The sequence below is a fragment of the Micromonospora sp. NPDC048063 genome, from assembly GCF_043202855.1.
Taxonomy (GTDB): Bacteria; Actinomycetota; Actinomycetes; order Mycobacteriales; family Micromonosporaceae; genus Micromonospora.
This window is the reverse complement of the sequence record NZ_JBIDBG010000004.1, coordinates 611,397-633,437: the sequence shown is the minus strand read 5'-3', so window position 1 is coordinate 633,437 and position 22,041 is coordinate 611,397. Positions and strand designations below refer to the sequence as shown.

Annotated in this window: 20 protein-coding genes; all 20 read left to right on the top strand. The window is 71.9% G+C overall.

What is annotated here, in order from left to right:
• The first annotated feature begins 272 nt into the window (after nt 1-272).
• Nucleotides 273-1,340 (top strand): 1,2-phenylacetyl-CoA epoxidase subunit PaaA, encoded by a 1,068-nt coding sequence (gene paaA, locus ACGFZ2_RS14710; protein ID WP_393453512.1) that lies wholly within the window; start codon nt 273-275, stop codon nt 1,338-1,340.
• A complete protein-coding gene (gene paaB / locus ACGFZ2_RS14705; protein ID WP_350701900.1) occupies nt 1,337-1,657 on the top strand; it encodes a 1,2-phenylacetyl-CoA epoxidase subunit PaaB in 321 nt (106 codons plus the stop codon). The genes paaA and paaB overlap by 4 nt, the downstream gene beginning before the upstream one ends.
• Before the next feature lie 76 nt (nt 1,658-1,733).
• The gene (gene paaC, locus ACGFZ2_RS14700; RefSeq protein ID WP_393257454.1) at nt 1,734-2,459 is read left to right on the top strand and encodes a 1,2-phenylacetyl-CoA epoxidase subunit PaaC; all 726 of its coding nucleotides are present in this window, start codon (nt 1,734-1,736) and stop codon (nt 2,457-2,459) included.
• Nucleotides 2,460-2,469: 10 nt separating this feature from the next.
• Nucleotides 2,470-2,946 carry a 1,2-phenylacetyl-CoA epoxidase subunit PaaD gene (paaD, locus tag ACGFZ2_RS14695; protein WP_393453509.1) on the top strand — a complete coding sequence of 159 codons (477 nt, stop codon included), beginning with the start codon at nt 2,470-2,472 and terminating at the stop codon, nt 2,944-2,946.
• Nucleotides 2,943-4,052, top strand: a complete 1,110-nt coding sequence (gene paaE / locus ACGFZ2_RS14690; RefSeq protein ID WP_393453506.1) for a 1,2-phenylacetyl-CoA epoxidase subunit PaaE — start codon at nt 2,943-2,945, stop codon at nt 4,050-4,052. The genes paaD and paaE overlap by 4 nt, the downstream gene beginning before the upstream one ends.
• Nucleotides 4,053-4,197: 145 nt before the next feature.
• Nucleotides 4,198-5,388 carry a cyclic dehypoxanthinyl futalosine synthase gene (gene mqnC, locus ACGFZ2_RS14685; protein ID WP_350701893.1) on the top strand — a complete coding sequence of 397 codons (1,191 nt, stop codon included), beginning with the start codon at nt 4,198-4,200 and terminating at the stop codon, nt 5,386-5,388.
• Nucleotides 5,389-5,730: 342 nt separating this feature from the next.
• Entirely contained in the window at nt 5,731-6,903 is a 1,173-nt protein-coding gene (locus ACGFZ2_RS14680) for an LPXTG cell wall anchor domain-containing protein (protein ID WP_393257465.1), read from the top strand.
• Between the two features lie 225 nt (nt 6,904-7,128).
• On the top strand, nt 7,129-8,370 hold the full coding sequence (locus ACGFZ2_RS14675) for an LPXTG cell wall anchor domain-containing protein (RefSeq protein WP_393453503.1): 1,242 nt from the start codon (nt 7,129-7,131) through the stop codon (nt 8,368-8,370).
• A gap of 206 nt (nt 8,371-8,576) precedes the next feature.
• Entirely contained in the window at nt 8,577-9,830 is a 1,254-nt protein-coding gene (locus ACGFZ2_RS14670) for a cell wall anchor protein (RefSeq protein WP_393453500.1), read from the top strand.
• Between the two features lie 91 nt (nt 9,831-9,921).
• Nucleotides 9,922-10,632: a demethylmenaquinone methyltransferase gene (locus tag ACGFZ2_RS14665; RefSeq protein WP_357702014.1), complete on the top strand. Its 711-nt coding sequence runs from the start codon at nt 9,922-9,924 to the stop codon at nt 10,630-10,632.
• Nucleotides 10,633-10,810: 178 nt separating this feature from the next.
• Entirely contained in the window at nt 10,811-11,041 is a 231-nt protein-coding gene (locus ACGFZ2_RS14660) for a hypothetical protein (protein WP_393257472.1), read from the top strand.
• 180 nt (nt 11,042-11,221) lie between these two features.
• Entirely contained in the window at nt 11,222-12,499 is a 1,278-nt protein-coding gene (locus ACGFZ2_RS14655; RefSeq protein ID WP_357452418.1) for a geranylgeranyl reductase family protein, read from the top strand.
• Nucleotides 12,500-12,689: 190 nt separating this feature from the next.
• Nucleotides 12,690-13,055 carry an NADH-quinone oxidoreductase subunit A gene (locus tag ACGFZ2_RS14650; RefSeq protein WP_393257474.1) on the top strand — a complete coding sequence of 122 codons (366 nt, stop codon included), beginning with the start codon at nt 12,690-12,692 and terminating at the stop codon, nt 13,053-13,055.
• A 14-nt stretch (nt 13,056-13,069) separates the two neighbouring features.
• Nucleotides 13,070-13,744: an NADH-quinone oxidoreductase subunit B family protein gene (locus ACGFZ2_RS14645; protein ID WP_350701880.1), complete on the top strand. Its 675-nt coding sequence runs from the start codon at nt 13,070-13,072 to the stop codon at nt 13,742-13,744.
• Entirely contained in the window at nt 13,741-14,478 is a 738-nt protein-coding gene (locus ACGFZ2_RS14640) for an NADH-quinone oxidoreductase subunit C (RefSeq protein WP_350701878.1), read from the top strand. Before ACGFZ2_RS14645 ends, ACGFZ2_RS14640 begins: the two co-directional genes overlap by 4 nt.
• Nucleotides 14,475-15,800, top strand: coding sequence for an NADH-quinone oxidoreductase subunit D (locus ACGFZ2_RS14635; protein ID WP_393257480.1), 1,326 nt, complete (start codon nt 14,475-14,477; stop codon nt 15,798-15,800). The genes ACGFZ2_RS14640 and ACGFZ2_RS14635 overlap by 4 nt, the downstream gene beginning before the upstream one ends.
• Before the next feature lie 52 nt (nt 15,801-15,852).
• Nucleotides 15,853-16,866: an NADH-quinone oxidoreductase subunit NuoE gene (gene nuoE, locus ACGFZ2_RS14630; RefSeq protein WP_393257482.1), complete on the top strand. Its 1,014-nt coding sequence runs from the start codon at nt 15,853-15,855 to the stop codon at nt 16,864-16,866.
• Nucleotides 16,863-18,179, top strand: coding sequence for an NADH-quinone oxidoreductase subunit NuoF (gene nuoF / locus ACGFZ2_RS14625; protein WP_393453495.1), 1,317 nt, complete (start codon nt 16,863-16,865; stop codon nt 18,177-18,179). Before nuoE ends, nuoF begins: the two co-directional genes overlap by 4 nt.
• Nucleotides 18,179-20,689, top strand: a complete 2,511-nt coding sequence (locus ACGFZ2_RS14620) for an NADH-quinone oxidoreductase subunit G (protein WP_393257486.1) — start codon at nt 18,179-18,181, stop codon at nt 20,687-20,689. The genes nuoF and ACGFZ2_RS14620 overlap by 1 nt, the downstream gene beginning before the upstream one ends.
• A complete protein-coding gene (gene nuoH, locus ACGFZ2_RS14615) occupies nt 20,686-22,041 on the top strand; it encodes an NADH-quinone oxidoreductase subunit NuoH (RefSeq protein ID WP_393257489.1) in 1,356 nt (451 codons plus the stop codon). The genes ACGFZ2_RS14620 and nuoH overlap by 4 nt, the downstream gene beginning before the upstream one ends.

Here is a 22,041-nt window from a genome sequence, read left to right as displayed (position 1 = left end):
GTGTTCCTGGGGGCGATCGTCGGCAGCCGATCGGTGTGACCGGGGGAAGTCTACGTGCGGATCGGCGGCACGCCAGAACATGACACCTGGCAACTTGCCATGAAGGCGGGATATCGGACCGCTATGCGGCTATTGGGGGAATTCGTCTTCGCCGCGTGACCCAAGTCATAGTTTGGTCGCCCGGCCGAGGCTCGTCATCCGTCCCGAACTGTCCTCGGAAACCTGTTACACACCTCTGGTGCGGCGAGTTGCGAGCTGTAACACTTGGCCCCATGTATGGCAACGACTTCTCCGCCGAGGACGCACCCGGCGGTGGCCTGCTCGGCGAGGTCGAGGCGGCGGAGGCGGCGCTGCGGGAGGCCGCCGAGCGGGGGCGGCGCGCCGGTGCCCCCGGCCCCGACGAGGACCTCGCGGCTTACTTTGCCGAGGTCATCGACGCCGACCAGAAGATCGAGCCGCGCGACTGGATGCCCGAGGCGTACCGCAGGACGCTGATCCGGCAGATCGCCCAGCACGCGCACTCCGAGATCATCGGCATGCAGCCGGAGGGGAACTGGATCAGCCGAGCCCCCTCGCTCAAGCGCAAGGCCATCCTGCTGGCCAAGGTCCAGGACGAGGCCGGCCACGGCCTCTACCTCTACGCCGCCGCCGAGACCCTCGGGATCAGCCGGGACGAGCTGGTCGAGCTGCTGCTCAGCGGCCGGCAGAAGTACAGCTCGATCTTCAACTACCCCACGCTGACCTGGGCGGACGTCGGCGCGATCGGCTGGCTGGTGGACGGCGCCGCGATCGTCAACCAGGTGCCGCTCTGCCGCTGCTCCTACGGGCCGTACGCCCGCGCGATGATCCGGGTCTGCAAGGAGGAGTCGTTCCACCAGCGGCAGGGCTACGAGATCCTGCACACCCTGGCGCACGGCACGCCCGCCCAGAAGGCGATGGCGCAGGACGCCGTCGACCGCTGGTGGTACCCGTCGCTGGCGATGTTCGGCCCGCCGGACACCGACTCCACCCACTCGGCGCAGTCCATGGCCTGGAAGATCAAGCGGTTCTCCAACGACGAGCTGCGCCAGCGCTTCGTGGACATGTGCGTGCAGCAGGCCGAGATCCTCGGCCTGACCATCCCCGACCCGGGTCTGCGCTGGAACGAGTCCCGGCAGTCGTACGACTTCACCCAGCCGGACTACGACGAGCTGATGCGGGTGATCAAGGGGGACGGGCCGTGCAACCGGCAGCGGGCGGAGCACCGTCGCCGTGCCCACACCGACGGAGCCTGGGTGCGTGAGGCCGCCGCGGCGTACGCCGCCAAGCGGGCGGAGAAGAAGGAGAAGGTGGCGGCGTGAGCGAGCGTAGCGAGCGAACGGATCAGCGCGGCGTGAGCGATCCTTCGCCGTTGTGGGAGGTCTTCGTGCGGGCGCGGCGCGGGTTGTCGCACACCCACGTCGGCAGCCTGCACGCCCCCGACGCCGAGCTGGCCCTGCGTAACGCGCGGGACCTCTACACCCGCCGCCAGGAGGGCGTCTCCATCTGGGTGGTGCCGGCGGGCGCGATCACCGCGTCCAGCCCCGACGAGAAGGACGCCTTCTTCGACCCGGCGGCCGACAAGGTCTACCGCCACCCCACCTTCTACGAGGTGCCGGACGGGGTGGCCCACCTGTGAGCGAGCGCAGCGAGCGAACCATTCGGCTCAGCACCGGGGCGCGTCGCGCCGCCGCCGAGCGGAGCGAGGTGGCGGCGTGACCGGCCCCTTCGACTTCACCCTCGCCCTCGGCGACGACGCGCTGATCGCGGCGCAGCGGCTGGCCGAGTGGACCACCCGCGCGCCGGAGATGGAGGAGGACATCGCGCTGGCGAACATCGCCCTCGACCAGCTCGGCGCGGCCCGGCTCCTGCTGTCGTACGCGGGCGAGCTGGAGGGCGCCGGCCGGGACGAGGACGCGCTGGCGTTCCTCCGCGACGACCGGGAGTTCCGCAACTGCCTCCTCGTGGAGCTGCCGAACGGCGACTTCGCGGTCACCATGGCGAAGCTGCTCTTCCTCTCGGCGTACCAGCTCCCGCTCTACACCGCGCTGGCCGGCTGCGCCGACGAGCGGCTGGCCGCGATCGGGGCCAAGGCCCGCAAGGAGTCGGCCTACCACCTCGACCACGCCTCGCTGTGGGTGAGGCGGCTGGGTGACGGCACCGAGGAGTCGCACCGGCGCATGCAGGCGGCCGTCGAGCAGGTCTGGCCGTACGCGCACGAGCTGTTCGCGGCGGACCCGGCGGCACCGGTCGACCCGGCCACCCTGCGGGCCGACTTCGACGCCACCGTCTCCGCCGTGCTCGACGAGGCCACGCTGACCCGGCCGGAGGGCGGTTGGGCGCCGGCCGGCGGGCGGGACGGGGTGCACACCGAGCACCTGTCCTACCTGCTCGCCGAGATGCAGGTGCTGCACCGCGCCCACCCCGGGGCGCGCTGGTGAGGGAGCACCGGTGACCGACCCGAGGGAGGCCGCGTCGGCGGTGGTGGACCCGGAGATCCGGGTCGTCACCATCGCCGACCTCGGCATCCTGCGGGCGGTCGACGAGGACCCGGCGACCGGCCGGGTCGTCGTGACCATCACCCCCACCTACACGGGCTGCCCGGCGATGGACGTGATCCGCGCGGACATCCGCCGGGCCCTGGCCGCCGCCGGCCATCCCGACGCCGAGGTGCGCACCGTCTACAGCCCGGCGTGGAGCACCGACTGGATCTCCGCCGCCGGCCGGGCCAAGCTCGCCGCCGCCGGCATCGCCCCGCCGGCCCCCGTCCGCGCCAGCGGCGTGGTGCCGCTGACCCTCGCCGTCCGCTGCCCGCGCTGCGGCTCGCCGGAGACCGAGCAGGTCAGCCGCTTCGGCTCCACCGCGTGCAAGGCGCTCTGGCGCTGCCGTTCCTGCCGTGAACCCTTCGACCACCTGAAGGCGCTGTGACTGTCACCATCACCCGCCCGGTCCGCCGCCGGCCGGTCTTCCACCCGCTCTCCGTCGCCGCCGTCGACCGGCTCACCGACGACGCCGTGGCGATCACCTTCGCGGTGCCGCCGGAGCTGCGGGAGACCTTCGCGTTCTCCGCCGGTCAGCACCTCACCGTCCGGCGCGGCACCGACGCGGGGGAGGACGTGCGGCGGTCGTACTCCATCTGCTCCACTCCGGAGGACCTGGCGCGGCACGGCCGGCTGCGGATCGGCGTGCGGGAGATCCCGGGCGGCGCGTTCTCGGCGTTCGCCTGCGGCGCCCTGCGGGGCGGCGACACGGTCGAGGTGCTGCCGCCGCTCGGGAACTTCACTACGGCCTTCGCGCCGGACCGGGCCCGCCACTACGGCGCGGTGGTCGCCGGTTCGGGGATCACCCCGGTGCTCGCGCTGGTCGCGACGGCGCTCGCCGTCGAGCCGGCCAGCACCTTCACCCTGGTGTACGGCAACCGCACGGCCAACACGGTGATGTTCGCCGAGGAGCTCGCCGACCTGAAGGACCGCTATCCGACCCGCCTGCACCTGGTGCACGTGCTCTCCCGCGAGCAGGGCGAGTCTCCGCTGCTCTCCGGCCGGATCGACGCCGACCGGCTGGGCCGGCTGCTGGCCACCATCGTCCCCGGCGACGTCATCGAGGAGTGGTTCCTCTGCGGCCCGTACGGCATGGTGGTGGACGCCCGGGAGGTGCTCACCGGGCGTGGGGTGCCGGAGTCGGCGGTTCACACGGAGCTGTTCCACGTCGACGAGGCCCCGGCCCCGCCGCGACGTCCGGCCGACGAGCCGGGGGCCGGCGCCGAGGTGACCATCGTGCTGGACGGCCGCTCGTCGAGTTTCACGATGGGCCGCGACGAGCGGGTGCTGGACGCGGCGCTGAAGGTCCGCGGCGAGCTGCCGTACGCCTGCAAGGGCGGGGTCTGCTCGACCTGCAAGGCCAAGGTCGTCGACGGCGCGGTCACGATGGCCCGCAACTACGCCCTGGAGCCGGACGAGGTGGCCGCCGGCTACGTCCTCACGTGCCAGTCCAGCCCGACCACCGACAGGCTCACGGTCGACTACGACGCGTGATCCGTATGGCAATTCGCTCTACATCCGTTCGGCGGAGCAGATCGCCATTCGAGAGCTGAACCAGCACACCAGCAAGGTGTGGGGTGAGCCGCAGCCTGTCGGGCCGAGGCGGTCGGGCCGGCCGGGGCGACGTACGCTCGGAGGTGTGACGGTGAGCCGGGAGATCGACGACATCCTGCAGCGCGGCGCGGACGGCGGGCGGATCACGCCCGAGGAGGCCCTGCTGCTGTACACCGAGGCGCCCTTCCACGCCCTGGGCGAGGCGGCCGACGCCGTACGCCGGCGGCGCTATCCGGACAACATTGTCACGTACCTGATCGACCGCAACATCAACTACACCAACGTCTGCGTGACGGCGTGCAAGTTCTGCGCGTTCTTCCGGGCCCCCAAGCACAAGGAGGGCTGGACCCACCCGACCGAGGAGATCCTGCGCCGTTGCGGCGAGGCGGTCGAGCTGGGCGCGACCCAGGTCATGCTCCAGGGCGGGCACCACCCGGACTACGGCGTGGAGTACTACGAGGAGCTGTTCTCCTCGGTCAAGAAGGCGTACCCGCAGCTCGCCATCCACTCCATCGGCCCGAGCGAGATCCTGCACATGGCCAAGGTCTCCGGCGTCAGCCTGGACGAGGCCATCGCGCGGATCAAGGCGGCCGGGCTGGACTCGATCGCCGGTGCCGGTGCGGAGATGCTGCCCGCGCGTCCCCGCACGGCGATCGCGCCGCTGAAGGAGTCGGGCGAGCGCTGGCTGGAGGTCATGGAGCTGGCGCACCGGCAGGGCGTCGAGTCGACCGCCACGATGATGATGGGCACCGGCGAGACCGCTGCCGAGCGGATCGAGCACCTGCGGATGATCCGCGACGTGCAGGACCGCACCCGGGGCTTCCGGGCGTTCATCCCGTGGACGTACCAGCCGGAGAACAACCACCTCAAGGGCCGGACCCAGGCCACCACGCTGGAATACCTGCGGCTGGTCGCGGTGGCCCGGCTCTTCTTCGAGACGGTGCCGCACCTGCAGGCGTCCTGGCTGACCACCGGCAAGGACGTCGGGCAGCTCGCCCTGCACATGGGCGTGGACGACCTCGGCTCGATCATGCTGGAGGAGAACGTCATCTCCTCCGCCGGCGCACGGCACCGCTCCAACCTGCACGAGCTGATCGGCATGATCCGCTCGGCGGACCGGATCCCCGCCCAGCGGGACACCCTCTACAACCGCTTGGCCGTGCACCGGACGCCGGCCGACGACCCGACCGACGAGCGGGTCGTGTCGCACTTCTCCTCGATCGCGCTGCCGGGCGGCGGCGCCGGGAAGGCCCTTCCGCTGGTCGACGCCCGCTGAGCTACCGCCGCACCACCCGACACCCCACCGTCGACGGACGGTGGGGTGTCTGCGGTTCGTCGACCGGTCGGTGAACACGGAGTTGACCGAGCGTGGCCGGCGGTGCTTCCGCCGCCCGCCCGATCGGATGAGTGGTTGCCAGCCGTTGATGTCAATCTCGTTGCCGTTCCAGCCGAGCGGCCGGGGGTCAGCGAACAGTAAGACATATCAATTCGGGCAATCCTTAAGCGATTCTTAGCGGCACTGGTCAACCCGGCCGACTGCGAGGGGTGGCGAGGGTGACCGCGGACCGCTAACGTCCCCGGCCGTACCTTTCCTGCACCCCAACGGGGGGAACTCTCCATGATCTTCCGTAACCGTGCGCTGGCTGTTGCCGGCGCCGGCGCCGCCGGGATCCTGGCCGCGGGCCTCTTCGCCGCCCCGGCCCTGGCCGACACCTCGGCCGACCTGGCCATCGAGGCCACCGGCACCACCATCGCGGTCGGTGCGCCCGGCAAGATTTCGACCGTCTCCCTGCTCAACAAGAGCAAGGTGGACGCGACCGCCGTCCTGGTCGGCCTCGACATCAGCAAGCTGGACACCACCAAGGTCGACATCGACGAGAGCGGCTGCAGCCCGCGCGAGGACGGCCTGATCCTGTGCGGGATCGAGGGCGGCGTCCTGCCCGCCGGCCGCGACATCGACTGGGGCTTCCCGCTGACCCGCAAGGGCGAGGCGACGGGTGACGCCGGTCAGATCAGCGCCATCATCCTGCACGAGGGCACCGACCCCGACGAGTCCAACAACGAGGTGACCGTCAAGGTCAAGGTCGAGGGCACCGGCCCGGACCTGACCGTGGTCGCGGGCGACGTGACCAAGGCCGTCACGGTGGAGGGCGACAAGATCAAGGTCGCGGGCGACCTGCGTGCCGGCGACACCGCCCAGCTCATCTACTCCGCCTTCAACCAGGGCGACGCCACCGCCGCCGGGCTGAAGATCAGCGTCAAGCTGCCCAAGGGCGTGACCTTCGCCGAGGTCGAGGACGGCTGCGAGTACAACTCCGGCAAGACCTCGCTCGTCTGCACCTACCGCGACGCCGACCTGATCCCGGCGTCGCAGGACAAGGACGGCGACGACCTGATCTCGGGTGGCCGGTTCTACCACCTGCTCTCGGTCGGCAAGGACGTCAAGGCCGGCAGCCTGACCGGTGGCCAGGTCACCGTCGAGGCGCTCGGCAGCCAGGCGACCACCGTCCGCGCCGCGGGCAAGAGCGCCCTCCCGGCCAACGCCGAGGCCGTGGCGGCCACCGAGGTGGACGCCACCGACAACACCGACGCGTACGCTGTCGTCGTGACCGCCAAGGGCGGCGCGGGTGGCGGCGGCGAGGAGCCGGGCCTGCCGCTGACCGGTCCGCAGACCGGGCTGATCGGCGGGATCGGCGGCGCGGTGCTGGTCGCGGGCGCGGCGATGTTCGTGATCGCGCGGCGGCGTCGGGTCGTCCTGGTGACCCCGGGCGACGAGAAGCCGACGGCCTGACGGTCGTCCTCCATCGACCCGCGAGGGTCGTTCACATAACGCACGGCAGTGGGGGCGGGATGGGTGACCATCCCGCCCCCACTGTCCGTTCCGTGCGCCGGCCGCCACCGACCGGACATTCCTGGAGGGACGCTCAGCTTTCGGGCGCGTCCGGGGCGGCACACGGCATCACCGGCCGTTAGTGTGCGGTCCGGACCAGCAGCCACACCTCACGGGGGACTCGAGATGAAACTGCCCAACCGACCGCTGGCGCGGCTCGGCGCCGCCGCGCTGCTCGCCTCCGGCGCGTTCACCGCCGTCGGCACGCCGGCCCACGCCGCCGGGAGCGCCGCCGACCTCTCCGTCACCGCCGTCGTCGGCACCAAGGTGGCCGAGGGGACCCGGATCAAGACGGCGTACGCCAAGGTCACGAACAACGGCCCCGGCACGCCGTCCTCGCTCGTCGTCAAGGCCGACACCTCCAAGGTGGACCACTACGGCGAGGTGGCCTTCTTCCCGGCCACCAAGGGCTGTTCGGGCGAGGGCGCGGAGAAGCCGGTGCTGTGGACCTGCGTCGTGCCCGAGGAGCAGATCCCCGGGCCCGGGGAGACCGTCGAGCTGCCGATCGTCATGATCAAGCGGGTCCCCGACGTGGACGAGCCGTACTCCGCCCCGGTCACGCTGACCGTCGAGTCGCCGGACGACACCAACCCCGACAACAACTCCGCGACCGTCCAGATCGAGATCAGCAAGGAGAGCGGCGTCGACCTCGGCGTCGTGGTGCCCGACGTCAAGGAGCAACTCGCCTTCGACGACGTGCTGAAGGAGGACCCGCCGACCGGGCCGCTGAACCCCGGCGACGCGACCACGGTCCTCGCGTTCGTCGAGAACCAGGGCGACCGGATCGCCGACGGCCTCGACCTCAAGATCGCCCTGCCCAAAGGCGTGACCTTCGACGACAGCATCCAGGTCAAGGAGTGCGAGTACGCCGCCGACCTGCGGTCCGCCGACTGCCGGGCCGGGCTGCTCCAGCTGGCCCCGCGCGAGGGCGTCCTCGGTGCCTTCCCGGTGAAGGTCGCCGCCGGCGTCGAGGCGCCGGTCAGCCTGGCCGGCGGCGAGGTCACGGTCAGCGCGCGCGGTGAGCTTCCGGCGACCGAGGCGAACCTGGCCCGCAAGCGCTCGGCCCTGCCGTCGTTCCTGCACCGGCCGGGCGGCTCCCGCGCCGCGCAGGCCGGCGACGTCGATCCGACCGACAACCGCGACGACTTCGCCGTCGTGGTGACCGCCGCCGGAACCGGTGGCGGCGACGGCGGCGGCGAGGGTGGCGGCGACGACGACGAGGGTCCGCTGCCGGTGACCGGCGCGCAGACCGGCCTCATCGTCGGCGTCGGCGGCGCGGTGCTGGTCGCCGGCGCGGCGATGTTCCTGGTGGCGCGGCGGCGTCGGGTCGTCCTGGTGACCCCGGGCGACGAGAAGCCGACGGCCTGACGGCCGGCCCCGTCGGCCCGCACCGGCCGGGCGCACGACCCTGGAGACGGGGCGGGACGGGCGACCGTCCCGCCCCGTCCGTCCGTTCGACCGAACCGGACGGACGGATGAAAGATGATCCGCCCTGCTGGCGCACCACGTCATGCTTCGATACGGTCCGCTCGGTTCCGCAACCATCCGTTTCTTCCCTAACCCCCGGGGGACCGATGACCCTGTTCCACCGCTCGGCCCTGGCCCGCGCCGGAGCCGTGGCGCTCCTCGCGGCGGGCGGCCTGGCCACCGTCGCCGTTCCGGCGTACGCCGCCGACCAGGCGGACCTCGCCCTGAAGCCGACCAGCTACCAGTTGGCCAAGGGCGTCAAGGCGGCGAAGGCCAAGCCGTTCAAGTTCACCGTCCAGAACCTCACCGACGGCGTCGACGCCAAGGACGTCACGGTGGAGGTCGACCCCAGCGGCCTCAAGGCCAAGCGGGTCGGCTACGTCGTGCCGGACGGCTGCGAGGTGACCGGCAGGACCTTCACCTGCCTCCTCGGCGGCCTGCGGGGTGGCACCAGCGAGGACTTCGGCATCCCGTTGTTCAGCACCGGCGGCAGGGGCGACGGCGGCGTGCTGAGGGTGACGGTCAGCTCGGCCACCGGCGACCCGGACCTGGAGAACAACAAGGACATCGAAGTGCCGGTGACCGTGACGAAGCCGGGCTACGACCTCACCGCCTGGGTGCAGGACGTCCAGGCCAACGTCGTGGTCGACGGGGCGGTGACCGACGAGCCCGACCTGAAGCCCGTACGCCGGGGCGAGACGGTCCCGCTGGACTGGGCGGTCTACAACGACGGCAGCCGCCCCGCGACCGGTCTCTTCTACGGCCTCATGCTCCCGTCGGGTGTGAGCTTCGTGACGCTGCCGGAGAGCTGCGTCGAGGACGAGTTCCTCGGCAGGGCGCGGGCGCTGTGCGAGGACGCCGGCGCGATCATCCGCCGGGGGCAGTACTACACCGCCGACGTGACGGTGAAGGTCGGCGACGACGTCACCGAGCCGGTGCTCCGGGAGGGCGACCTCTTCGCGTACGGGCTGGACGCCGCCGAGGGCGAGCCGGAGGCGGAGGCGCAGGTTGCCAGCCCGGCGCAGCGGAAGAGCTTCACCGAGGCCGAGCCGATGGACAACCACGCGACCTTCGAGGCGTTCGTGGACCTGTCGGCGCAGCCGACGCCGAACCCGACCCCGACGCCGACCCCGAGCGGCGAGCCGACCCCGACCACGACCACGACCCCGGGCGGCGGCACGGGCGGCGGCGACGGTGACGGTGACGGTGACGGCGGCGGGCTGCCGGTGACCGGCGTGCAGGCCGGCCTGATCGGCGGCATCGGCGCCGCCGTGCTGCTGGCCGGCGGCGCGCTGCTGCTGATCTCCCGGCGGCGCGACATCGTCCTGGTCAACCCCGGCGACGAGAAGTCCACCGACTGACGTACGCGCGCAGGGGCGGGGTGGGCGGCCTCCCCGCCCCTGTCACGCACCCGCCGGGCGTCGGCCGGAGCCGGGCTGGCAGAGTGGAGGGGTGAGCCGTACCCCGCCGGGCCAGCGCGCCGGCCTGGACAAGCAGCCGCACGAGGTCGCCGCGATGTTCGACGGCGTGGCGGCTCGTTACGACCTGACCAACACGGTGATGACGGCCGGCCGGGACCGGGCGTGGCGCCGGGCCACCCGGGAGGCGCTCGGGTTGCGCCCGGGCGAGCGGGTGCTCGACGTGGGCGCGGGCACCGGTGTCTCCACCGAGGAACTGGCCCGTTCCGGGGCGTACGCGGTCGGCGCCGACCTGTCGCTGGGCATGCTGCACGCCGGCAAGCGCACCCGTCCGGCGGTGCCGCTGCTGGCCGGCGACGCGCTGCGGCTGCCCTTCGCCGACGGCGTCTTCGACGCGGTGACCATCTCGTTCGCGCTGCGCAACGTCGTCGACACCGAGGCCGCGCTGCGGGAGTTCGCGCGGGTCACCCGGCCCGGCGGCCGGCTGGTGATCTGTGAGCTTAGCCACCCCACCAACGCCGTCTTCCGCACCGCCTACCTGTCGTACCTGATGCGGTGGCTGCCGACGGCGGCGCGGGTGGTCTCCAGCAACCCCGACGCGTACGTCTACCTGATCGAGTCGATCCGGGCGTGGCCGGACCAGGCCGCGCTGGCGCAGCGGATCCAGGCGGCGGGCTGGGGCTCGGTGGCCTGGCGGAACCTGACCGGCGGCCTGGCGGCACTGCACCGGGCGGTCCGCGACTAGGCGGGGCACGGCGCCGGCAGGTCGCGCGCCATGAGCGGCGGCGCGGCGCCGGACGGCCCGCTTCCGGGGCGGCGGCCGGTGTCGACGGGAGGCCGATCGGCGCGCCGTACCCGCTGGGAAAGCGGCTGTTTTGTGAATATCCGTTTTTAGTCCACTTTGCGCCGTTAAGCTCGCCCCCATGACGGGACCAGAGCAGCCGACCGGTGTGGAGGCCACCGACGACGACGCCGCGGAACTCATCGCGCAGCTCAGGGAGCTGGCCGGCGCGGATCCCGCCGACGTCCGGCAGGTGGTGGCCGAGGTGCTGGCCGCGCTGGACCGCGCCGCCGGCGGCGCGCTGCGCGAGCACCTGCCCGAGACGATCCGGCTCGACGCCGGCCTGGGCGCGGCCGCTCCCGCCCGGCACTGACGCCCGGCGCCGACCGCCGCCGGCATCCGGTCCTGACCCGCCCGCCGCCCGGTCCCGACCCCGACGGGTGGGTTTCCGGCAAGTTAGGTACCCCTGATCAGGCGTGGTTATGACACCGGTCATAGACTCCCTCCGTCTGGCTTGTGAAGGATTTCACGAGCATGCGGGAGGAGGCGCGAGATGACCGCGGTGGAGCATGACGCCGACGTGATCGTCGTGGGCGCCGGTCCCGGTGGGTCGGCTACCGCGTACCACCTGGCTCGGCACGGCGTACGGGTGCTGCTGCTGGAGAAGACGGAGTTCCCCCGCGAGAAGGTCTGCGGCGACGGGTTGACCCCGCGTGCCGTGCGACAGCTGATCCGGATGGGCGTGGACACCTCGCCCGAGGCGGGCTGGCTGCAGAACAAGGGCCTGCGGGTGATCGGCGGCGGCGTCCGGCTGGAGCTGGACTGGCCCGACCTGGCGAGCTTCCCCAACTACGGCCTGGTGCGCACCCGGCTGGACTTCGACGACCTGCTCGCCCAGCGGGCCGTCGCCGCCGGCGCCAAGCTGCGCACCAGCGTGAACGTCACCGGCCCGGTGCTCGACCCGGACGGCCGGGTCGTCGGCGTCGAGGCGGAGGTCGGCCCGGACAAGGAGCCGGCCACCTTCCACGCCCCGCTGGTGGTCGCGGCCGACGGAGTGTCCGGCCGTTTCCCGCTCGCCCTCGGGCTGGCCAAGCGGGAGGACCGGCCGATCGGGGTCGCCGTCCGGCGCTACTACCGCTCGCCCGCCAAGCACGACGACAACTACCTGGAGTCCTGGCTGGAACTGCGCAGCAAGGACAGCGGCGACAACCTGCTGCCCGGGTACGGCTGGATCTTCGGGCTCGGCGACGGCCGGGTCAACGTCGGCCTCGGCGTGCTCAACTCCTCGTCCGCGTTCGGCAAGACGAACTACCGCCGGCTGCTCACCGACTGGCTGGCCAACACCCCGGCGGACTGGGGCATGACCGACGAGGCGAACGCGGAGGGGCCGATCCTCGGCGCCGCGCTGCCCATGGGCTTCAACCGGGTGCCGCACTACACCCGCGGCGTGATGCTGGTCGGCGACTCCGGCGGCATGGTCAACCCGTTCAACGGCGAGGGCATCGCGTACGCGATGGAGTCCGGTGAGATGGCCGCGGAGATCGCCGTGCAGGCCCTCGCGCGCCCGGCCGGCGCCGAGCGCGAGCGCGCCCTGACGGCCTACCCGGCGGAACTGAAGGCCCGTTTCGGCGGCTACTACCGGCTCGGCGGCGTCTTCGTGAAGCTCATCGGCCGTCCCGAGATCATGCGGATGGCCACGAAGCACGGCATGCCGCACCCGATGTTGATGCGCTTCGTGCTCAAGCTGCTGGCCAACCTGACCGACCCCCGTGGCGGGGACGCGATGGACCGGGTCATCAACGCGATGACGAAGGTGGCACCAGCCGTGTAGCGCGACGAGTGAGCTTGCGAGCCCCGCAGCCGCCGAACGACGGCGGGCTCGTGTGACGGCCGGGCCCGCGGCCGGCGACGACCGCGGCGCGGACAGAGATCGACCCCCCGGCGACAGCCGTCGCGGGGGACGTGAATAGTGTGATTTTCGTCAAGGACCAGGGGCAGGGAAGGACGAGCAGGAGAAAACGATGTCGCTCTCGCCTTACGCACCGATCATCGGGCTGTTCGCCCTCGCCGCGGGGTTCGCGCTGTTCTCCGTGGGCGCCGCCCGCTTCGCCGGTCCCCGGCGTTACAACAAAGCCAAGCTCGAGGCGTACGAGTGCGGCATCGAGCCCAGCCCGCAGCCGGTCGGTGGCGGCCGGTTCCCGATCAAGTTCTACCTGACGGCGATGCTCTTCATCGTCTTCGACATCGAGATCATCTTCCTCTACCCCTGGGCGGTCTCGTTCGACGTCCTGCCGATCTTCGGCTTCGTGGAGATGGTCCTGTTCATCGTCGCGGTCTTCGTCGCGTACGCCTATGTCTGGCGGCGTGGCGGCCTGGACTGGGACTGAGGGAGGAACCTCAGATGGGTATCGAGGAGAAGCTCCCCGCAGGTGTCCTGCTCACCTCGGTGGAGAAGCTCGTCAACTGGTCGCGGAAGTCGTCGGTCTGGGGCGCCACCTTCGGCCTGGCCTGCTGCGCGATCGAGATGATGGCCGCCGGTGGCCCGCACTACGACATGGGTCGCTGGGGCATGGAGGTCTTCCGGGCCTCGCCCCGCCAGGCCGACCTGATGATCGTGGCCGGCCGGGTGAGCCAGAAGATGGCCCCGGTGCTGCGCCAGATCTACGACCAGATGGCGGAGCCCCGCTGGGTCATCTCGATGGGCGTCTGCGCCAGCAGCGGCGGCATGTTCAACAACTACGCCATCGTGCAGGGCGTCGACCACGTCGTCCCGGTGGACATGTACCTCCCCGGCTGCCCGCCCCGGCCCGAGATGCTCATCGACGCGGTCCTCAAGCTGCGCGAGAAGATCATGCACGAGCCGCTCGGCCCGAACGGCCGCAAGATGCTCGAGGCGCGCAAGGAGCGCGGTGACGTCCCGGTCGTCCCGTACGGCTCGATGCCGTCGTCGTACCGCAGCGACAAGGCCCGGCGGGCCGAGTGGACCAAGGCGGTCCGCGAGGGCCGCGAGGAGCAGCTGCGGATCGAGAACTGGATGAAGGCCCAGAACCACCTGCAGCACGGGGGCGTCAAGTGACCGCACCTAACCACAAGGCGAACGACGGCGGCGTGCCGGTGCCGGTGACGCCGGCCGGCGCCACCAGCGGGGCCCCGGCCGAGCACCCGCCGGCCAGCCCGGCGGGCCGGGGCATGTTCGGCAACCAGGGCTCCGGCGACGTCTCCGGCTTCGGCGGCCTGGTCCGGCAGCGCCGGACCATCGAGGACGCCCCCCGGCCGTACGGGAGCTACTTCGACGAGGTCCGCGACGCGCTGGAGGAGGCGTACCCGGCCTTCGGCGACGCCATCGAAAAGGTCGTGGTCGACCGGGGCGAGTTGACCCTGCACGTACGCCCCGAGCGGATCGCCGAGGTCTGCCAGGTGATGCGGGACGACCTGGCGCTCCGCTTCGAGCTGTGTTCCTCGGTGTCCGGTGTGGACTACCTGGGCGCCGACTCGCGCCGGCTGCACGTCGTCTACCAGCTCACCTCGATGACCTACCGCCGCCGCGTGCGGCTGGAGGCCGCGGTCTCCGCCGAGGACCCGCACCTGCCGAGCGTCACCTCGGTCTACCCGACGGCGGACTGGCAGGAGCGCGAGACGTACGACATGTTCGGCGTCGTCTTCGACGGCCACCCCAGCCTGACCCGGATCCTCATGCCGGACGACTGGGAGGGCTTCCCGCAGCGCAAGGACTACCCGCTCGGCGGCGTGCCCGTCGAGTACAAGGGCGCTGAAATTCCACCGCCGGACCAGCGGAGGTCGTACCAGTGACCACGTCGAACTACGCCACCGAGCGCGACACCACCGAGGGCAAGGTCTTCACCGTCACCGGTGGCGACTGGGACAGCGTCGTGTCGGGCACCGACCCCATCAACGACGAGCGGATCGTCGTCAACATGGGCCCGCAGCACCCGTCGACGCACGGCGTGCTCCGGCTGATCCTGGAGCTGGAGGGCGAGACGGTCCGCGAGGCCCGCTCGGTCGTCGGCTACCTGCACACCGGCATCGAGAAGAACCTCGAATACCGCAACTGGGTCCAGGGCAGCACCTTCGTGACCCGGATGGACTACCTCTCCCCGCTGTTCAACGAGACGGCGTACGCGCTGGCGGTGGAGAAGCTGCTCGGGATCGAGGAGCAGGTCACCGAGCGGGCGACCACCATCCGGGTCCTCATGATGGAGCTGAACCGGATCTCCTCGCACCTGGTCTGGGTGGCCACCACCGCCATGGAACTGGGCGCGATCAACATGATGCTCTACGGCTTCCGCGAGCGTGAGTACATCCTGGAGATCTTCGAGATCATCACCGGCCTGCGGATGAACCACGCGTACGTCCGGCCGGGCGGCGTGGCCCAGGACGTGCCGGACGAGGCGATCGTGAAGATCCGCGAGTTCCTGAAGCTGCTGCCGAAGCGGCTCAAGGAGTACGAGGACCTCCTCTCCGGGCAGCCGATCTGGCTCGAGCGGACGAAGAACGTCGCGGTGCTCGACGTGACCGGCTGCCTCGCGCTCGGCGTGACCGGCCCGGTGCTGCGCTCCGCCGGCCTCGCCTGGGACCTGCGGAAGACGATGCCGTACTGCGGCTACGAGACGTACGAGTTCGACGTGCCGACGCACACCGACGGCGACGTGTGGGGCCGCTACCTGGTCCGGCTCGCCGAGATCCGGGAGTCGCTCAAGCTCGTCGAGCAGGCACTGGACCGCCTCAGGCCGGGCCCGGTGATGGTGGCCGACAAGAAGATCGCCTGGCCGGCACAGCTCGCCATCGGCGTCGACGGCATGGGCAACTCGCTGGAGCACGTCGCGAAGATCATGGGTCAGTCGATGGAGTCGCTGATCCACCACTTCAAGCTCGTCACCGAGGGTTTCCGGGTGCCGCCGGGCCAGGTCTACGTCGGCATCGAGTCGCCGCGCGGCGAGTTGGGCGTACACGCCGTCTCCGACGGCGGCACCCGGCCGTACCGGGTGCACTACCGCGAACCGAGCTTCGTCAACCTCCAGGCCCTCCCGGCGATGGCCGAGGGCGGCCTGATCGCCGACGTGATCGCCGGCGGCGCCTCGCTGGACCCCGTGATGGGTGGGTGTGACAGGTGAGCGCGAGGAGTGAGCTTGCGAGCCCCGCAGTCGCGAACGGAAGGCGACTCTGATGACGACTTTCAGTGACGAGACCCGCGAACGGGCCCGGGAGATCATCGCCCGGTACCCGGCCGACCGGTCCCGGTCGGCGCTGCTGCCGCTGCTGCACCTGGTGCAGGCCGAGGAGGGTTACGTCTCGCCGGCCGGCGTGGAGTTCTGCGCCGAGGTGCTGGGCCTGAACAAGGCCCAGGTCGGCGCGGTGGCCACCTTCTACACCATGTACAAGCGCCGGCCGACCGGCGACTACCTGGTGAGCGTCTGCACCAACACCATGTGCAACGTGCTCGGCGGCCAGGAGGTCTACGACACCCTCGCCGAGCACCTCGGCGTGGGGCACGACGAGACCACCACCGACGGGAAGATCACCCTGGAGCACGCCGAGTGCCTGGCGGCCTGCGACTACGGGCCGGTGATGACCGTCAACTACGACTTCTTCGACGGAGTGGACCCGCAGACCGCGCTCGGCGTGGTCGACGAGCTGCGCGCCGGGGGCCGGCCGATGCCGACCCGGGGCGCCCGGCTCTGCACGCTCAAGGAGATGGCGGTGCAGCTCGCCGGCTTCGCCGACGAGCGCGAGGGCGCGGTGGCCGACGGCGGGCCGGGAGAGCCCACCCTGCGCGGGCTGCGGCTGGCGCAGCAGCACGGCATCTCGGTGCCGGGCTTCGACCCGAACACCCCGATCCGCAGCAAGGCCGAGGCCGACAAGGCCGCCGCCGAGGCGAAGGCCAGGAGCGAGGCCACCGCGAAGCCGGCTCCCGCCCAGGCCGCGAGTGGCAACGGCGCCGGGCCCGCCGGCGAGCCAGCCCCCGGCACCAGGGTCCCCGCCGACAGCGTGCCGCCGGCGCCCCGCGACGCCCAGGCGGCGGAGGCCGCCGGGGCCGCGGCCAACGCGCCGGCCGGCGACCGCAAGCCCGCCGGCGACGAGGCCGGGGCGCAGGAGCGCAACCTCAAGGAAGCCGAGGCGGGGGCCGGCGCCGGTGGCGCGGGCTCCGCCCGCGCGAGCGAGACGGGGGTCCAGAAGTGACCACTCCCCGGCCGGAGACCCTGGCCAAGCTGACGCCGGTGCTCAGCAAGCGCTGGCTGTCGCCGGACGCGTGGCGGATCGGCACCTACGAGAAGCTCGACGGCTACGCGGCCCTGCGCAAGGCGCTCAAGGCCCACCCGGACGACCTCATCCAGCTGGTCAAGGACTCCGGGCTGCGCGGTCGCGGCGGCGCCGGCTTCCCGACCGGTCTCAAGTGGGGGTTCATCCCGCAGGGCGACGGCAAGCCGCACTACCTCGTGGTCAACGCCGACGAGGGCGAGCCGGGCACCTGCAAGGACCTGCCGCTGATGACGCACGACCCGCACTCGCTCGTCGAGGGCGTGATCATCGCGTCGTACGCGATCCGGGCCAACCGCGCCTACATCTACATCCGCGGCGAGGCGGTGCACGCCGCGCGCCGGCTGCGCAACGCCGTGCAGGAGGCGTACGCCCGGGGCTACCTCGGCCGGAACATCCAGGGCAGCGGCTTCGACCTGGACCTGGTGGTGCACTCGGGCGCCGGGGCGTACATCTGCGGCGAGGAGACCGCGCTGCTGGACTCGCTGGAGGGCTTCCGGGGCCAGCCCCGGCTGCGCCCGCCGTTCCCGGCGACCCACGGCCTGTACGCGAGCCCGACCGTCGTCAACAACGTCGGCACCATCGCGAGCGTGCCGTACATCGTGCTGGGCGGCGCGGACTGGTGGAAGACCATGGGCACGGAGAAGTCCTCCGGCCCGATGATCTACTCGCTCTCCGGCCGGATCGCCAACCCCGGCCAGTTCGAGTGCACCATGGGCGTCACCCTCCGGGAACTGATCGAGCTGGCCGGCGGCATGCAGCCCGGCCACAACCTGAGGTTCTGGACGCCGGGCGGCTCGTCGACGCCGCTGCTCACCGCCGAGCACCTGGACGTGCCGCTGGACTTCGAGGGGGTGGCGGCGGCCGGTTCGATCCTCGGCACCACGGCCACCCAGATCTTCTCCGACCAGGACTGCCCGGTCTACGCGACCTACCGGTGGCTGGAGTTCTACCACCACGAGTCGTGCGGCAAGTGCACCCCGTGCCGCGAGGGCAACTACTGGATGGTCCGGGTCTACCGGCGGATCCTCGCCGGCCAGGGCACCCACGAGGACCTGGGCACCCTGCTCGACACCTGCGACAACATCCTCGGCCGCTCGTTCTGCGGCCTGGGTGACGGTGCGACCAGCTCGGTGACCTCGTCGCTGAAGTACTTCAAGCAGGACTACCTCGACTACATCGAGGGACGTACCGCGCCGAAGCTGTCGGACAAGCAGCTGGTGGGAGCGCACTAATGACTGACGTCGTCAAGCAGACCGAGACCGTCACCCTCACCATCGACGGCGTCGAGGTCACCGCCCCGAAGGGGGCGCTGCTGATCCGGGTCGCCGAGCAGTTGGGCACCGAGATCCCCCGGTTCTGCGACCACCCGCTGCTGGCCCCGGCCGGCGCGTGCCGGCAGTGCCTGGTCGAGGTGGAGGGGCAGCGCAAGCCGGTCGCCTCCTGCACCCAGACCGTCGCCGACGGCATGGTGGTACGCACGCAGCTCACCTCCCCGGTCGCCAAGAAGGCGCAGGAGGGGGTCATGGAGCTGCTGCTGCTCAACCACCCGCTCGACTGCCCCATGTGCGACAAGGGCGGCGAGTGCCCGCTGCAGAACCAGGCGATGTCGACCGGCCGCGCCGACTCGCGGTTCCACGAGCACAAGCGGGAGTACCCGAAGCCGCTGCCGATCAGCACCCAGGTGCTGCTCGACCGCGAGCGCTGCGTGCTCTGCCAGCGCTGCACCCGGTTCTCGGAGGAGATCGCCGGCGACAAGTTCATCGACCTGATGGGCCGGTCGTCCGCCGAGGAGATCAACATCTACCGGGACGAGGAGTACGGCGAGGAGGGCGACGCCGGTGACGTGCCCTTCAACTCGTACTTCTCCGGTAACACGGTGCAGATCTGCCCGGTCGGCGCGCTGACCGGCACGCAGTACCGGTTCCGGGCCCGCCCGTTCGACCTGGTCTCCACCCCGAGCGTCTGCGAGCACTGCTCGGCCGGCTGCGCCCAGCGCACCGACTGGCGGCGGGGCAAGGTGCTGCGCCGGCTGGCCGGCGACGACCCGCAGGTCAACGAGGAGTGGAACTGCGACAAGGGGCGGTGGGGCTTCCAGTACACCCGCGCCTTCGACCGGCTCACCACCCCGCTGGTCCGCGACGAGCGCACCGGCGAGCTGCGCGAGGCGTCGTGGAGCGAGGCGCTGGCCGTCGCCGCCGAGGGGCTGCGCGCGGCGCGGGACGGCCAGGGCACGGCGGTGCTGACCGGCGGCCGGCTGACCGTCGAGGACGCCTACGCGTACGCGAAGTTCGCCCGGGTCGCCCTGAACACCAACGACATCGACTTCCGGGCCCGGCCGGTCTCCCGCGAGGAGACCGACTTCCTGGCCAGCTCGGTCGCCGGGGTCACGGACGTCACGTACGCCGACGTGGAGAACGCACCGGCCGTGGTGCTGGTCGGGCTGGAGCCGGAGGAGGAGTGCCCGATCCTCTTCCTGCGGCTGCGCAAGGCGTACCTCAAGAAGAAGCTGACGGTGTACGCGATCGCGCCGTTCGCCACCCGCGGCCTGGAGAAGCTCGGCGCCAAGCTGGCCCGGGTGGTGCCGGGCGAGGAGGCGACCGTGCTCGCCGAGCACGCCACGGTCGCCGAGGCGCTGAGCGCCGAGGGCGCGATCCTGATCGTCGGCGAGCGGCTGGCGAGCGTGCCGGGGGGCCTCTCCGCGGCGGCCGACGTCGCCCGGCGTACCGGCGCGAAGCTGGCCTGGGTGCCGCGGCGCGCGGGTGACCGCGGCGCGGTCGACACGGGCTGCCTGCCCAACCTGCTCCCCGGCGGCCGCCTGGTCACCGAGCCCGCCGCCCGGGCCGAGCTGGGCGAGGCGTGGGACATCGCGGCCGGGGTGATCCCGAGCCAGGCCGGCCGGGACACCGACGGCATCCTCGCCGCCGCCGCCGGCGGCCAGCTCGGCGCGCTGGTGGTGGCCGGGGTCGACCCGGCCGACCTGGCCGACCCGCGGCTGGCCGAGGCGGCCCTCGACGCGGTGCCGTTCCTGGTCAGCCTGGAGCAGCGGATGAGCGCGGTGGCCCGCCGGGCCGACGTGGTCCTCCCGGTGGCCCCGGTGGCCGAGAAGGCCGGCAGCTTCCTGGACTGGGAGGGCCGGCTGCGCACCTTCGAGGCGGTGCTGCGGACCGCCGCGATGACCGACGGCCGGGTGCTGGACGCGCTCGCCGCGCAGCTCGACGTGCAGCTCGGCACCGGCGACGTGCTCAGCGTCCGCCGCGAGCTGGGCGCGCTGCCGCGCACCCGCACCGGCCGGCCCGCCGCCCCGGCGGTGGAGCCGGCCGCGGTGCCGCAGCCGGGCGCCGGCGAGGCCGTGCTCGCCACCTGGCACCAGCTGGTCGACCTGGGCAGCCTCACCGACGGCGACGAGTACCTCGCGGGCACCGCCCGCCCGCCGGTGGTCCGGCTGGGCAAGGGCACCGCGGAGGCGCTCGGCGTCGCCGACGGTGACCCGGTGACGGTGGGCACCGACCGGGGGGCGCTGACCCTGCCGGCGGCGATCACCGAGATGCCGGACGGCGTCGTCTGGCTGCCGACCAACTCGCCCGGCTCGACCGTGCGGCGCAGCCTCGGCGCGACGTCCGGCGCGGTCGTCCGGATCTCCGCTCCCGCCCCGACCGGGTCGGCGCCGGAGGCCGGAGAGGTCGCCGCGGACGCGGCCGGCCGTCCGGGCCCGCTCCTCAACGCAGGGGGTGCAATCCAGTGAACGCGGTCTACCTGGCCCAGGATCCGACGCTGGCCGACTTCGGCCGGGACCCCTGGTGGCTGGTCCTCGGCAAGGTCGTCTTCGCCTTCGTCTTCGGTCTGCTCGCCACCCTGCTCGGCGTCTGGTTCGAGCGGCGGGTCGTGGGCCGCATGGCCGTGCGGCCCGGCCCCAACCAGGTCGGCCCGTTCGGCCTGCTGCAGACCCTCGCCGACGGCCTGAAGATGGCCTTCAAGGAGGACATCCTGCCGAAGGCGGCCGACAAGGTCGTCTACTTCTTCGCCCCGACCATCTCGGTGATCTGCGCGGTCACCGCGCTGTCGGTGGTGCCGTTCGGCCCGATGGTGAGCATCTTCGGCCACTGGACGCCGCTGCAGGTCACCGACGTGCCGGTGGCGGTGCTGGTGCTGCTGGCCTGCTCGTCGATGGGCATCTACGGCATCGTGCTCGGCGGCTGGGCCTCCGGCTCGACCTACCCGCTGCTGGGCGGCCTGCGCTCCACCGCCCAGATGATCTCGTACGAGGTCGCGATGGGCCTGAGCATCGTGGCGGTGTTCATGACCGCCGGCACGATGTCCACCAGCGGGATCGTCGCCGCCCAGGCGGACGGCACCCGGCTGAGCATCGCGGGCGTCGAGGTCCCGGCCCCCGGCTGGTACGCGATCCTGCTGCTGCCCAGCTTCATCATCTTCTTCATCGCCACGGTCGGCGAGACCAACCGCGCGCCGTTCGACCTGCCCGAGGCGGAGTCCGAGCTGGTCGCGGGCTTCATGACGGAATACAGCTCGCTGAAGTTCGCGCTCTTCATGCTCAGCGAGTACGTCTCGATGGTCACCATGTCCGCGGTCACCACGACGCTCTTCCTGGGCGGCTGGCGGGCCCCGGCGCCGATCACCACCATCTGGGCCGGCGCCAACTCCGGCTGGTGGCCGATGCTCTGGTTCTTCGCCAAGGTCGTCCTGCTGGTCTTCGTCTTCGTCTGGCTGCGGGGCACGCTGCCCCGGCTGCGCTACGACCAGTTCATGCGCTTCGGCTGGAAGGTGCTGCTCCCGATCAACCTGGTCTGGATCCTGGTCCTGGCCGGCCTGCGCTCGATCGAGGACTGGGACTCGCGCAGCAAGCTGATCGCGGTCGGCATCCCCGCTGGCATCCTGCTGCTCGCCACGCTGCTGTGGCCGAGCCGGAAGCCGCAGCCGAAGCCGACCGTCCAGGAACAGGTCGACAACCGGCCGCACGGGAGCTTCCCGCTGCCCCCGATGGACCTGCAGGTACCACCGAGCCCGCGCACCAGGCGCGTGGTCGCCGAGCGGGAGCCGGCCAACATCGCCGCCGGCTCGGACTCCAGGGAGGTGTGA

Excerpts from the sequence above, each read along its gene's own strand:
- paaA (WP_393453512.1), top strand. The coding sequence starts at position 273 with ATGTATGGCAACGACTTCTCCGCCGAGGACGCACCCGGCGGTGGCCTG.
- ACGFZ2_RS14680 (WP_393257465.1), top strand. The coding sequence starts at position 5,731 with ATGATCTTCCGTAACCGTGCGCTGGCTGTTGCCGGCGCCGGCGCCGCC.
- ACGFZ2_RS14675 (WP_393453503.1), top strand. The coding sequence starts at position 7,129 with ATGAAACTGCCCAACCGACCGCTGGCGCGGCTCGGCGCCGCCGCGCTG.
- ACGFZ2_RS14670 (WP_393453500.1), top strand. The coding sequence starts at position 8,577 with ATGACCCTGTTCCACCGCTCGGCCCTGGCCCGCGCCGGAGCCGTGGCG.
- ACGFZ2_RS14660 (WP_393257472.1), top strand. The coding sequence starts at position 10,811 with ATGACGGGACCAGAGCAGCCGACCGGTGTGGAGGCCACCGACGACGAC.
- ACGFZ2_RS14655 (WP_357452418.1), top strand. The coding sequence starts at position 11,222 with ATGACCGCGGTGGAGCATGACGCCGACGTGATCGTCGTGGGCGCCGGT.
- ACGFZ2_RS14650 (WP_393257474.1), top strand. The coding sequence starts at position 12,690 with ATGTCGCTCTCGCCTTACGCACCGATCATCGGGCTGTTCGCCCTCGCC.
- ACGFZ2_RS14645 (WP_350701880.1), top strand. The coding sequence starts at position 13,070 with ATGGGTATCGAGGAGAAGCTCCCCGCAGGTGTCCTGCTCACCTCGGTG.
- nuoE (WP_393257482.1), top strand. The coding sequence starts at position 15,853 with ATGACGACTTTCAGTGACGAGACCCGCGAACGGGCCCGGGAGATCATC.
- ACGFZ2_RS14620 (WP_393257486.1), top strand. The coding sequence starts at position 18,179 with ATGACTGACGTCGTCAAGCAGACCGAGACCGTCACCCTCACCATCGAC.